General features: G+C 48.7%; 9 protein-coding genes. 6 read left to right on the top strand and 3 right to left on the bottom strand.

Annotated elements, in window-relative coordinates; translation table 11 throughout:
* Together ACYUBO_RS09470 and fdhD are read left to right on the top strand one after the other, a co-directional pair.
* Positions 1-1,245, top strand: coding sequence for a Coenzyme F420 hydrogenase/dehydrogenase, beta subunit C-terminal domain (locus ACYUBO_RS09470; protein ID WP_460373886.1), 1,245 nt, complete (start codon positions 1-3; stop codon positions 1,243-1,245).
* Positions 1,246-1,449: 204 nt separating this feature from the next.
* Positions 1,450-2,277, top strand: a complete 828-nt coding sequence (fdhD, locus tag ACYUBO_RS09465) for a formate dehydrogenase accessory sulfurtransferase FdhD (protein ID WP_460373883.1) — start codon at positions 1,450-1,452, stop codon at positions 2,275-2,277.
* A gap of 110 nt (positions 2,278-2,387) precedes the next feature.
* Here fdhD and ACYUBO_RS09460 read toward each other — a convergent pair whose 3' ends face one another.
* Positions 2,388-2,978 (bottom strand): FmdE family protein, encoded by a 591-nt coding sequence (locus ACYUBO_RS09460; RefSeq protein ID WP_300334762.1) that lies wholly within the window; start codon positions 2,976-2,978, stop codon positions 2,388-2,390.
* A 500-nt stretch (positions 2,979-3,478) separates the two neighbouring features.
* Between ACYUBO_RS09460 and fdhF (ACYUBO_RS09455) the strand changes: the two genes are divergently transcribed.
* From fdhF (ACYUBO_RS09455) to ACYUBO_RS09440, 4 genes are all read left to right on the top strand, one after another.
* Positions 3,479-5,542 (top strand): formate dehydrogenase subunit alpha, encoded by a 2,064-nt coding sequence (fdhF, locus tag ACYUBO_RS09455; RefSeq protein ID WP_460373882.1) that lies wholly within the window; start codon positions 3,479-3,481, stop codon positions 5,540-5,542.
* Between the two features lie 5 nt (positions 5,543-5,547).
* Entirely contained in the window at positions 5,548-6,699 is a 1,152-nt protein-coding gene (locus ACYUBO_RS09450; protein ID WP_460373880.1) for a Coenzyme F420 hydrogenase/dehydrogenase, beta subunit C-terminal domain, read from the top strand.
* A gap of 453 nt (positions 6,700-7,152) precedes the next feature.
* Complete coding sequence (fdhF, locus tag ACYUBO_RS09445) at positions 7,153-9,216, top strand: formate dehydrogenase subunit alpha (RefSeq protein WP_460373878.1); 2,064 nt, start codon at positions 7,153-7,155, stop codon at positions 9,214-9,216.
* 5 nt (positions 9,217-9,221) lie between these two features.
* On the top strand, positions 9,222-10,463 hold the full coding sequence (locus ACYUBO_RS09440; RefSeq protein ID WP_460373875.1) for a Coenzyme F420 hydrogenase/dehydrogenase, beta subunit C-terminal domain: 1,242 nt from the start codon (positions 9,222-9,224) through the stop codon (positions 10,461-10,463).
* A gap of 139 nt (positions 10,464-10,602) precedes the next feature.
* Here the strand turns inward: ACYUBO_RS09440 and ACYUBO_RS09435 are convergent, their stop codons facing one another.
* Both ACYUBO_RS09435 and ACYUBO_RS09430 read right to left on the bottom strand, forming a co-directional pair.
* Complete coding sequence (locus ACYUBO_RS09435) at positions 10,603-12,450, bottom strand: molybdopterin-binding protein (RefSeq protein WP_460373872.1); 1,848 nt, start codon at positions 12,448-12,450, stop codon at positions 10,603-10,605.
* On the bottom strand, positions 12,447-13,655 hold the full coding sequence (locus tag ACYUBO_RS09430) for a molybdenum cofactor synthesis domain-containing protein (RefSeq protein WP_300328351.1): 1,209 nt from the start codon (positions 13,653-13,655) through the stop codon (positions 12,447-12,449). The genes ACYUBO_RS09435 and ACYUBO_RS09430 overlap by 4 nt, the downstream gene beginning before the upstream one ends.
* Positions 13,656-13,719: the final 64 nt, after the last annotated feature.

Here is a 13,719-nt window from a genome sequence, read left to right as displayed (position 1 = left end):
ATGGTAGCAAAAGGCGATATGCTCTATGCATGGGCAAAGGAATCCGAACTTGCAGAGAAGGGTGAGTGCGGAGGAGCAGTATCCACGCTCCTGAAGTACGCGCTTGAGAGCAAGATGGTCGATGGTGTCCTTGCTGTTAAGAAGGGTGCGGACATCTACGATGCAACACTCGAACTCATCACCGATCCTGCTGAGATCGTGGGCTCTGCCGGTTCACTCCACTGCGGTACGCTCCTCATCCCAAAGATGATCAAGAAGTACCTCGGCGGTGCAAACAACATGAAGATCGCCGTCCCCGTAAAGGGATGCGATGCAATGGCATTCTATGAGCTTGCCAAGAGGAACCAGATCAATCTCGATAACGTCATCATGATCGGTGTTAACTGTGGTGGGACTGTCTCGCCGGTTGTTGCCCGAAAGATGATCAAGGAGAAGTTCGAGGTTGACCCTGCCGATGTCGTGAAAGAGGAGATCGACAAGGGCCAGTTCATCATTGTCACAAAGGATGGACAGCACAAGGGCATCTCAATCGATGAGCTCGAAGAAGAGGGATATGGCCGGAGGAGCAACTGCCGCCGGTGCAAGATGAAGATTCCCCGCCAGGCAGATCTTGCCTGCGGTAACTGGGGTGTCATCGGCGACAAGGCCGGGAAGGCAACCTTTGTCGAGGTCTGCTCCGAGAAGGGTGCGAACCTCGTTGATGGAGCGGTTAAGGCAGGAGCTCTTGCGACCTCCGCAGCAGATCCAAAAGGCCTTGCAATCCGTGCCAAAGTTGAAGGCGCGATGCTGAAACTCGGCGACAAGTGGCGCAAGCATGACTTTGAGGCACTCGGCGAAGGCCGTGCACGCCTTGAGACGATCATGAAGGAGACTTCCCGTTGTATCAAATGCTATGCATGTATCGAGAACTGCCCGATCTGCTACTGTGTTGAGTGCAGCACCAGGAAGCCGCACCTCGTCACACCCGGACAGGTTCCGCCAGGCCCGATGTTCCACATGATCCGGTTTGCCCATGTTGCAGACTCCTGTGTCAACTGCGGCCAGTGCGAGGAACTCTGTGCAATGGATATTCCAAATGCACTCTTCATGCACGCCCAGCAGGTCGAGCTTCAGAAGATGTTCGGCTTCACACCCGGTATCAACATGGACCCACCGGTTCTTGCATATGCCGAGGAGAAGGTTGAGCGGAAGCGTCTTGATGACACCGGCTCAGACCAGATCTTTGACAACGTATTCAAGGAATAAACGGTTGAATGTCTCTGTGGGAGAGATCCCACATGAGTTTTTTTTAACAAAATTTAGATTCATTTTTATTTGTTTCTTCATTGGCTTATCGCCAGATCTCCTCGATTAGCCGTATAATAACTCTTTATAATATACTGGTTTATTGAATGTGGTTAACAAAATGGAAAGAAACAATCATGAAGCTATCTCTCCATACTCTATTTGATGAATGATACAATGGATCTGAAAATATTCAGATCTTCCGGGGGAGAATGCGTTCTGACACGCGATTATCCTGTTATTGCATTTGATGGATCCGGATTTCTCTCAGATACCGTCTCTCTCTGTATTGAAGGGCGGGTGCGCCTGCTTCTGAATGGAGAGCATTGTACCACCATGGTGGCAACCCCCGATGATCTTCTGGAATTTGCAGTTGGCTTCATCATTGATGAAGGTTTTTTACAGGGGATTCATGAGATTGACTCGATTAGTATCGACGATCTGTCGATAGATATACGGACCAGATCCGATGCGGCTTATATGAATGTTCATGATCTGGAAGTTGGGAGTTCCGGAGGGGTGGAGAATGCCAAAAGATCCGACGAAGAGGCTCCCGCTCTTCCAGAAGGGTGTGTCTTCCCTATTGACGCGGTTTTCTCAGCAGTTGATGTATTGCATGATCTCTCAAACACCTGGAAAAAAACCGGGGGCACCCACTCTGCCCTTATTCTTTCAACTAATGGAGATCTGGTTGCATATGCTGAGGATATGGGGAGACATACTGCAATTGACAAAGCAATCGGAAAGGCACTGATAAAGGGCGCTTCACTCTCCACCTGTTCTCTGACATGCAGCGGCAGGCTTCCTGCCGGCATGATCCGGAAAGCCTATCGCGTTGGTATCCCTCTTATCATATCAAATAATGCACCGTTTAGTTCTGGCATTGACATAGCTAACAAACTGAATATCACTGTTGCCGGTTTTGTCCGGAGACCACGGGCGGTTATTTATTCAGGCATGAACAGAATTCGGGGTGCAGATTCCTGTCTCTGAAAAGAGGTGGCTGGTAGTGGGCTTTGTGCTTAATTTATTATCTTAAGGATGGCGTGCCCTTCAATGCTCTGTCCCTCATTATTCAGCCCATCCAAAAAAAGGTTTTTTATTCAGATTGTTCGGAAATAGTTCATACCTGCACAGCTGATGCAACGATCTCCGTCTGCCAGATAGTCCGGCACTGTTTCTCCACAGATCGTACAGGTTACCGATCTCCATTTCTTCTTGGTTTCAGTCGTAACCATCACCTTTTCATTACTCAGAATCTTCCTCCCTGCAGCAAAGATCTCCTCAAGAAGCGGCATTACATTGCCATGGTGATCGAATGAGGGATCATTGGTAAACCATGCATGAATTATCGGATAGTGTTTGAGCTTTTCGAGATCAACAAACACCCGCACACCTTCAACTTCCGGATCCCAGGATTTGCGGTTGACTGTGATTGCAAATCTGCCTATGGGAATGACTCTCAGCCGGTTGTTCCCTACGGTGCAACCGGCGATGATCTGTAATGCATCCGGTGCACATTTGTGTGTTTCACTGACTGCATAGAGAATCTCATCTGGTTGTGCCTTGAGCAGTTCGAGAGCATATTCTGTCATATATACTCCGATGAGAAGCCCTGGTGCTGAAAAGGTGTGGAAACGACTGCATTTTAATAAATGTTCCTTTGTTTGAGGGTTTACACCTTGTTTGTCCATTAATGACTCTATTTCCGGAAGTATGTCGAGTGTCAACATAGCTCAACTATTTGATAAGTACATCATAATATCTTTTCGATATAGGTAACTTCCTGACATTAACCGGGATTTCGGGTTAATTCTCCTTTTGTACCTGCTCTTCTTCCTCTTCTCTCCATAGTGTCAGGATAGGTGTCATGCTCAAATTGATTGTATGGTATATGGGGTGCAGGATAATTGGAGCCGGGTTCGGTCCTTAACAATGTTAATATAGATAAAATGGGCTTTTTTAAATTTATATATATAGATTTCCGTACGTCTTTAAATTGAGAATAACACAAGCGCGCATAGGATCCGCGCCCGGATGATGGTGTGTGTGAGATACCTTTTTATTAGTACATTGGGTTAATTTTACTTTTTATTTAAAAATTATGTATTGTTTTTATATGTCGTTATTCTGAGTACGATTGATCTCAAAGTGATGGAGCAATCATTTTAGATCATAGTTTTGGAGAATAGGCATGAGTGATAATACAGAAATGATGAGGTATGTCCCAACCACCTGCCCCTATTGCGGTGTTGGCTGCGGGCTGAACCTCGTTGTGAGTAATGGGAAAGTTGTCGGTGTCGAGCCTTTTAAGCGCTCACCTGTCAACGAAGGCAAACTCTGTCCAAAAGGTATGACCTGCTGGGAGTTTGTGCACAGCCCTGACAGGCTGACAAGCCCGTTGATCAAGAAGGACGGGAAGTTTGTCGAAGCGAGCTGGGACGAGGCACTTGATCTCGTTGCCTCGAAGTTCACTGAGGCTTATGAGAAGGGAGGGCCCAAGGCTCTTGGTTTCCATGTCTCGTGCCGGACACCGAACGAGGAGTGTTATGCACTTCAGAAACTGGCTCGTGTTGCGTTCAAGACGAACAACATCGACAACTGTGCCCGTATCTGCCATGGTCCGTCTGTTGCCGGATTATCTCTTTCCTTTGGTTCAGGTGCTGCCACCAACCCGTTTGAGGACGTTCTGAACTCCGATCTGATCTTAATGGTTGGATCGAATGCAGTTGAAGCCCACCCCCTTGCCGGGAGGCGTATTGCCCAGGCAAAATTAAAGGGCATTCCGATCATCGTTGCTGACCCCCGGTTTACCCCTACCGCCCGTCTGGCAGATGAATGGCTTCAATATAATCCCTCGACCCATATTGCGCTGATCAACTCGATGATGTACTGGATCATCAAAGAAGGAAAGCACGACAAGGAGTTCATCGAGAAGCGGACGAAAGGATTTGAAGACCTGAAGAAGACCGTTGAGCAGTATGCGGATGTCGAGTCTGTCACCGGTGTACCGACTGAGAGGGTCAGGGAGCTTGCTCTGAAGTATGCTGCCGCAAAGAATGCAGTCATCATCTACTGCCTTGGTATCACTGAATTAACCACAGGAACAGACAACGTCCGTTCTCTTGGGAACCTTTCGATGCTCTGCGGCAATATCGGCCGTCCCGGCGTCGGTGTAAACCCGCTCCGTGGCCAGAACAATGTGCAGGGCGCCTGTGACATGGGGGCATATCCGAATGTCTTCTCAGGATACCAGAAATGCGAGGATGAAGCTACCCGGAAGAAGATGGAGGAGCTCTGGGGTGTCACCGGACTTGCATCTGAATATGGTGTCACGCTCACCGAGCAGATCACCCAGTGCGGGGACCCGATCAAGGCGATGTACATGTTCGCTCTGAACCCGGTCGTCTCATATCCAGATTCAAACCACGTGATGCGTTCGCTTGAAAAGCTTGACTTCCTGGTTGTGCAGGATATCTTCTGGACCGAGACCTGCGAGTTTGCGGATGTTGTTCTTCCCGGTGCCAGCTTTGCCGAGAAGGATGGTACCTTTACGAGCGGTGAACGCCGTATCAACCGTGTGAGAAAAGCAGTTGATCCCCCCGGCAATGCAAAAGCTGACTGGGAGATCTTTGTGATGCTTGCAGAGAAGCTTGGCATCCATGGCTTTGACTTCAAATCTGCCGAGGATATCTGGAATGATGTGCGTAGGGTTACCCCGTCTATGGCCGGTATCAGCTATGCCCGTATGGAGAAACCCGAATCGGTTCACTGGCCATGTCCGGCAGACGATCACCCGGGCACCCCGATCCTGCACCGTGAAAAGTTCTCTTCAGCAGACGGGCTTGGCGCCTTCTTCGGTATCGAATACCGCGAACCAGCCGAAGTTGCAGATGCCGAGTATCCGTTCACCCTGATGACCGGCCGGATTATCTTCCACTATCACACCCGGACACAGACTGACCGGTGCGCCGCACTGCATTATGATGCACCGGAAGGCTTTATCCAGATGAATGTGGAGGATGCCAAACGGCTGAACATCAAAGATGGTGAGAAGATCCACATCCGGAGCCGTCGTGGTGAGACCGATACCATTGCCCATGTCGGCACCGATGTTGCACCCGGCGTTCTGTACATGTCAATGCACTATGGCAATGCTCCTGCAAACAAACTGACCAACACCGCTCTTGATCCGCTCTCGAAGATGCCTGAGCTGAAACACTGTGCTGTGGCTATTGAAAAGATTGAGGAGGCCTGATTACGATGGTAGCAAAAGGCGATATGCTGTATGCATGGACACCCGATTCCGGCCTTCTTGAGAAAGCCGAATGCGGTGGCGCAGTCACAGCACTCTTAAAGTATGCCCTTGAGAACAAGATCGTTGATGCGGTTCTTGCCATTAAGAAAGGGGCTGATCTCTATGATGCTGTGCCAACAATCATCACCAATCCCGAAGAGATTGGCGGATCAGCAGGATCACTTCACTGCGGGACACTTCTTGTCTCGAAGCTGATTACAAAATATCTTGATGGAGCAAAGAACCAGAAGCTCGGTATCACGGTAAAAGGATGCGACCTGATGGGTATCATTGAACTTGCCAAAAGAGATCTGATCAACCTTGACAACATCATCATGATTGGTGTCAACTGTGGTGGGACAGTTAATCCTGTAACTGCCCGAAAGATGATCGGCGAGAAATTTGGTATCGATTCAAATACTGTTCGCAAGGAAGAGATCGACAAGGGCCAGTTCATCATCGAGTATGAGGGCGGTCACAAGGGCATCTCCATCGACGAGCTTGAAGAAGAGGGATATGGCCGGAGAAGCAACTGCCGCCGGTGTCTCTATAAGATCCCCCGTCAGGCCGATCTTGCCTGTGGAAACTGGGGCGTCATCGGTGACAAGGCAGGAAAGGCTACTTTTGTCGAGGTCTGCTCTGATAAGGGTGCAAAACTCGTTGATGGTGCTGTAAAGGCAGGTGCTCTGGAAACCTCGGCAGCAGATCCAAAAGGCCTTGCAATCCGTGCCAAAGTCGAAGGAGCAATGCTGAAACTTGGTGAAAAGTGGAGAAAGCATGATTTCCATGCCTTATCAGAGAATCTGTGGGATACCATCAGAGATGAAACATCCCGGTGTATCAAATGCTATTCCTGCATTGACAACTGTCCGGTCTGCCAACCGATTTCAATTGAACTTACTTCTGGGACGACTATGGTTCCTGTTGGCCAGCTTCCCCCGAAGCCGATGTTCCATATGCGCAGGTTTGCCCATATCTCTGATTCCTGTGTGAACTGCGGCCAGTGTGAGGAACTATGCCCGATGGAAATCCCACTTGCCCTCTTCTCCCATGCGATCAGGGTAGAGGCGGATGCTACATATATTCCAAAATTCGGTGAAGCACCATATAAAAATTAGGTGCCTGTGCGAAAAAAAGAAAATGGTTCCCGGGATTTTTCCCGCATATTTTTTATAAAATTAAATTAATACTCATATCCGGCCAGATAACAGAGTTTTCTGGTTGTATCCGGATTTCTTCTTCAGGTCTGCAAAATCCAATTTGAATCTCTTATCTCTTGTATTATTCTCACATTAAGGCTTTTTGGGTGCTATGAATGGATTGAAAGCGCTCTCATACCGATCCTATATATAATTATGGTTATTGTTTTATATTTTGGTTTTGCGCGGCATTGTATGGTTTAAAAAGCGAAGCGGGTGAGAAGTCAATCGAAGTTGAAAATGTTAATCAAATCAATTGAACTTATATGAATATTCTGGTACTTTATGTTTATATATTCAAAGAATAGAGTTATACTTGATCTCAAAGGGTGTCCCATCGGTGCCTGAAGATCAATAGAACGGAGAATAGGCATGAGTGATAATACAGAAATGATGAGGTATGTCCCAACCACCTGCCCCTATTGCGGTGTTGGCTGCGGACTGAACCTCGTTGTGAATAATGGGAAAGTTGTCGGTGTCGAGCCTTTTAAGCGCTCACCTGTCAACGAAGGCAAACTCTGTCCAAAAGGTATGACCTGCTGGGAGTTTGTGCACAGCCCTGACAGGCTGACAAGCCCGTTGATCAAGAAGGACGGGAAGTTTGTCGAAGCGAGCTGGGACGAGGCACTTGATCTCGTTGCCTCGAAGTTCACTGAGGCTTATGAGAAGGGAGGGCCCAAGGCTCTTGGTTTCCATGTCTCGTGCCGGACACCGAACGAGGAGTGTTATGCACTTCAGAAACTGGCTCGTGTTGCGTTCAAGACGAACAACATCGACAACTGTGCCCGTATCTGCCATGGTCCGTCTGTTGCCGGATTATCTCTTTCCTTTGGTTCAGGTGCTGCCACCAACCCGTTTGAGGACGTTCTGAACTCCGATCTGATCTTAATGGTTGGATCGAATGCAGTTGAAGCCCACCCCCTTGCCGGGAGGCGTATTGCCCAGGCAAAATTAAAGGGCATTCCGATCATCGTTGCTGACCCCCGGTTTACCCCTACCGCCCGTCTGGCAGATGAATGGCTTCAATATAATCCCTCGACCCATATTGCGCTGATCAACTCGATGATGTACTGGATCATCAAAGAAGGAAAGCACGACAAGGAGTTCATCGAGAAGCGGACGAAAGGATTTGAAGACCTGAAGAAGACCGTTGAGCAGTATGCGGATGTCGAGTCTGTCACCGGTGTACCGACTGAGAGGGTCAGGGAGCTTGCTCTGAAGTATGCTGCCGCAAAGAATGCAGTCATCATCTACTGCCTTGGTATCACTGAATTAACCACAGGAACAGACAACGTCCGTTCTCTTGGGAACCTTTCGATGCTCTGCGGCAATATCGGCCGTCCCGGCGTCGGTGTAAACCCGCTCCGTGGCCAGAACAATGTGCAGGGCGCCTGTGACATGGGGGCATATCCGAATGTCTTCTCAGGATACCAGAAATGCGAGGATGAAGCTACCCGGAAGAAGATGGAGGAGCTCTGGGGTGTCACCGGACTTGCATCTGAATATGGTGTCACGCTCACCGAGCAGATCACCCAGTGCGGGGACCCGATCAAGGCGATGTACATGTTCGCTCTGAACCCGGTCGTCTCATATCCAGATTCAAACCACGTGATGCGTTCGCTTGAAAAGCTTGACTTCCTGGTTGTGCAGGATATCTTCTGGACCGAGACCTGCGAGTTTGCGGATGTTGTTCTTCCCGGTGCCAGCTTTGCCGAGAAGGATGGTACCTTTACGAGCGGTGAACGCCGTATCAACCGTGTGAGAAAAGCAGTTGATCCCCCCGGCAATGCAAAAGCTGACTGGGAGATCTTTGTGATGCTTGCAGAGAAGCTTGGCATCCATGGCTTTGACTTCAAATCTGCCGAGGATATCTGGAATGATGTGCGTAGGGTTACCCCGTCTATGGCCGGTATCAGCTATGCCCGTATGGAGAAACCCGAATCGGTTCACTGGCCATGTCCGGCAGACGATCACCCGGGCACCCCGATCCTGCACCGTGAAAAGTTCTCTTCAGCAGACGGGCTTGGCGCCTTCTTCGGTATCGAATACCGCGAACCAGCCGAAGTTGCAGATGCCGAGTATCCGTTCACCCTGATGACCGGCCGGATTATCTTCCACTATCACACCCGGACACAGACTGACCGGTGCGCCGCACTGCATTATGATGCACCGGAAGGCTTTATCCAGATGAATGTGGAGGATGCCAAACGGCTGAACATCAAAGATGGTGAGAAGATTCACATCCGGAGCCGTCGTGGTGAGACCGATACCATTGCCCATGTCGGCACCGATGTTGCACCCGGCGTTCTGTACATGTCAATGCACTATGGCAATGCTCCTGCAAACAAACTGACCAATACCGCTCTTGATCCGCTCTCGAAGATGCCTGAGCTGAAACACTGTGCTGTGGCTATTGAAAAGATTGAGGAGGCCTGATTACGATGGTAGCAAAAGGCGATATGCTGTATGCATGGACCCCGGATTCCGGCCTTCTTGAGAAAGCCGAATGCGGTGGCGCAGTTACTGCACTCTTAAAGTATGCCCTTGAGAACAAGATCGTTGATGCGGTTCTTGCTATTAAGAAAGGGGCTGATCTCTATGATGCTGTGCCAACAATCATCACCAATCCCGAAGAGATCGGCGGTTCAGCAGGATCACTTCACTGCGGAACACTTCTTGTCTCAAAACTTGTGAAGAAATACCTTGATGGTGCTTTTAACATGAAACTAGGTGTCACAGTGAAAGGCTGTGATGCAATGGCGTTTTATGAACTGGCAAAACGCAATCAGGTAAACCTTGACAACATCATCATGATCGGTGTCAACTGTGGTGGAACTGTTCCACCGGTTCTTGCCCGGAAGATGATTGCTGAAAAGTATGAGGTTGATCCAAACTCGGTCCATAAGGAAGAGATCGACAAGGGCCAGTTCATCATCGAGTATGAGGGTGGCCACAAGGGTATCTCGATCGACGAGCTTGAAGAAGAGGGATATGGCCGGAGAAGCAACTGCCGCCGGTGCAAGATGAAGATCCCCCGTCAGGCCGATCTTGCCTGCGGAAACTGGGGTGTCATCGGTGACAAGGCAGGAAAGGCTACTTTTGTCGAGGTCTGCTCTGATAAGGGTGCAAACCTCGTTGACCGTGCTGTTAAGGCCGGCGCTCTGGAAACCTCGGCAGCAGATCCAAAAGGTCTTGCAATCCGTGCCAAAGTCGAAGGAGCAATGCTGAAGCTCGGGGATAAGTGGCGGAAGCATGACTTCGAAGCACTTGGAATCGGTCGTGAACGCCTTCAGTTCATCATGAAGGAGACCTCACGGTGTATCAAATGTTATGCCTGTATTGAGAACTGCCCGATCTGTTACTGTGTCGAATGCAGTACCAAGAAACCGTATCTTGTCAAGCCAGGCCAGATCCCGCCGGACTTCATGTTCCATATGATCCGGTTTGCCCATATCTCTGACTCCTGTGTGAACTGTGGCCAGTGCGAAGAGAACTGCCCGATGGAGATTCCAAATACACTCTTCATGCACGCCCAGCAGGTTGAACTGGAGAAGATGTACGGCTTTACTCCGGGTATCAACATGGAGCCTCCGGTTCTTGCCTATGCCGAAGAGAAAGTCGAGCGGAAGCGTCTTGATGACACCGGCTCAGACCAGATCTTCGACAATATCTTCAGAGAATAACTGCAATGGATAATGGAGAAAAACTCCAATATCCTTTTTTATAACGCTTCCTTCACGTTGTTTTGATTAGTAGACGAGAAGATTGTTGATCTTCGTTTACATTCAAGAAAAACGGCACTATTCTCAGGTACGTTGCCGCTCACCCGATCTCCAGGATAGTGCCTGTCCGGGATGTATCAAAACCAGCATCATGCAACTGCCGGATGAGTGTGTCCGTGGTTACCGATTCAATGAGCTGCACAATTCTGTAATCATCAGAACAGCCCTTCATCAGGAGGATCTCAAACTGTTTGGTTTCGAGGGGTGTAAAGCTAAGGTTATGGAGATCAGCCGTCTTTTGATCTCCAATACATATATCTGCAAGATTTTCCCGTACTGCTTCCGCCGGCGTATGTCTTTGTGCGTTCTCCTTATCGCTGAATATGACCAGATCATGGGCATCAAACCGGGTATGAAGATGGTGAAGAAGGTTTTGTGACAATACCTTTTCTGTATCCTCAACAAATCGTATTCGATTTGATTCAATGGTATCTGGTGAATTACATGAGAGAATTCCATACTGCTTTTGTGCAATGTGGAGTGCGGCAAGTTCTCCCTTGTCAAAATAATCGGCAATATAGGGTATCTGTGTACCGCATGATGATCCAGAATAACTGAGCGGGGTTGCATGGCAGGCTTTTTTTCGGAGTGAGAGAATGCCTCCTAAAATGCCTGAATTCCTCACATATAATGAAATGTGTTTGTTGCTGATACAATTTGAAAGCCAGTCGAGGTATGGATGATACTGGCCGGAGAATAGTAAGCTTCGTTCAATCTCGCTTCTCTTACCGGTAAGATGAATATCAACGATACTTCCTGTCTGATACCCTTCGATATGTTGTGGAATATGGATGTATCCATTTGCAGTAAGTGCTGATCGCTGCATACCCGGGGCTCTTGAAAGGGGAGAAGCAACCATTTCATTATTAAGATTTCCAATGATAAGTGGCACAAACTCATCAAATCCTGCCTCTGATGTAATTGCCTGTGTCAGGCGAACGGTGCATTGCTCATCATCGTTGCCTGACATGCCCCATTCAGTGCAAAGGGGGATGACAAGTTCCCTGAGGACTGTCTGGGCAGCTTGTGGAGATCCCGGCAGTCCGATGACCGGTTTCCCGGAGACTCTGCTGATAATTGTTGGTTTGCCTGGTATCATGGCAATACCATGGACGAGAATCTCCCCGATTTCTGTTAGTATCCGGGAAGTGTAATCCCGTGATCCGGCAGAGGTGCCGGCAGAAATGATGACCAGATCATTCTCTGAAACTGCCTCTTCTATTGCAGATCTGATGCTTTCCGGTTGATCTCCTGTAATGGGATAACGTCTGCATGTTACCCCGATTCCGCTGAGCCAGACATCTGCCATCACAGTATTGCTCTCAACAACCTGCCCCGGACCCGGGATCATCCCGGATGAGACGAGTTCACTTCCTGTTGGGATCAAACCGACAGAAATGCTTGCAACATCAACTGATGAAATGCCATAGGTGACAAGGGGGGCGATATCATATTTTCGGATACAATGGCCGGGTGGCAGGATCAGTCCCTCTTTCTGTATCTCAGATCCCATCTTTCTGATATTCTGCCCCTGAAGTACGGTATTTCTGGTGAGAAGGTTCCCATTGTCTGAATATACATCTTCAACTGCTATAACTGCATTATATCCGGGTGGAATGCTGTTGCCGGTATTGACCCAGACTTCGTCACATAACCTGACAGGGTTTCTATCCGATGCATCTGCTAAATCTTCAGCAGATACTGCATATCCATCCATTGTGGAAACATCTGTGTTTGGAATGGTGAAAGAAGAATAAAGTGGTTTTATGGTGAGTCTGCCTCCGGATTCCTCCACAGGGATCGTTTCACTTTTTTCAGGATGGCAAAAGCTCTTCTTGAGGATCGTTACCGCTTCCTCCATGCTGGTGAGTGAGAGGTACCGTTTCACCAGTAGATCACCTCAACTCCTTCACCAGCTTCTATTCCTTCTTTATCCTGTGGAATGCGAATGAAACCATCACTTTCCACAAGTGTTCTCACCAGCCCGGATTTTCCTGGAAGGGGAGTGATGATGTCTCCGCTTCGTGCAACCCTGAACCACTCTTCTCTTCCACGCTCGGAGGTGATGTTCTCCTGTAATGTGCCATATCCGGTAGCAGGCCTGAACCTGGTGGTGCCGGAAAATTGTGCAATCATCGGAGTGGCAAGCACATTCAGCACGATATAGGTGGATGAGGGATGTCCCGGAACTCCAATAACCGGCTTTCCCCTGCATGTACCAATGATTGTCGGTTTTCCCGGTGCAAGAGCAAGCCCGTGGGCGAGAATCTTTCCCAGGCGGGTTATTATCGATGCGGTAATATCCTTAGTATCCTTGGAACTTCCACCTGATATCAGGACGGCATCACATTCATCAAGAGCCCTTGAGAGGATAGAATAACCTTCTTCAGGATCATCCCTGACAATCCCGTACATCTTTGGTGTGCCACCGTGTTCTGTTAGAAAGGCGGCAATAACCCAGGAGTTTACGTCCCTCACTTCACCTCTGCGAGGATTTGCTGTTGTTTCGACCAGTTCTATCCCTGTGGAGATAATTCCAATAACGGGCTTTCGTATGACCGGAACAGAAAAGACTCCGCTTGCAGCCAACACTCCGATTTCACGCGGCGATATGGTGGTTCCCCGTTGAATGAGTCTTTCACCAATTCTGAAGTCTTCATCCGGGAGAAGAACGTTTTCGTTTGGTTTTACGCTTTTTGTGATGACTACCCGTGGTCCTGCCCCCTCGGTATATTCAACCATCACAACGGCATCAGCACCACCTGGTAATTCCGCACCGGTTGGTATGTACATGCATTCGCCTTCATTGATGGTTCTGGCTTCATTTTGAAAACCCATGGTGGTGGGTCTGACCTTTTTCAGGATTGCAGGAGTTACTTCAGAGGCAGTTCTTATATCCTGTGATCGAACTGCATATCCGTCTTTTATCGATCGCCTGAAACCAGGTATATCTTCGGATGAGGTGATATCGGATGCTGTGACACGGCCAAGGCTTTCCAGTAATGGTACTGTTTCCAGGTCTAATGTTGGCGTGATAGTCCGGATTATGTCTATCGCTTCATCAACCCTGATTACTTCAAAGAACAGAACCATCTGAATACACCTGTTGATAATATATTTCTGTTTACTGATGTATATTGTTTATGATAAGGTGTGA

The sequence above is a fragment of the Methanocalculus sp. MC3 genome (assembly GCF_054767395.1).
Note: the sequence above shows the minus strand (reverse complement) of the source record. Positions and strands in the feature narration are given on the sequence as shown.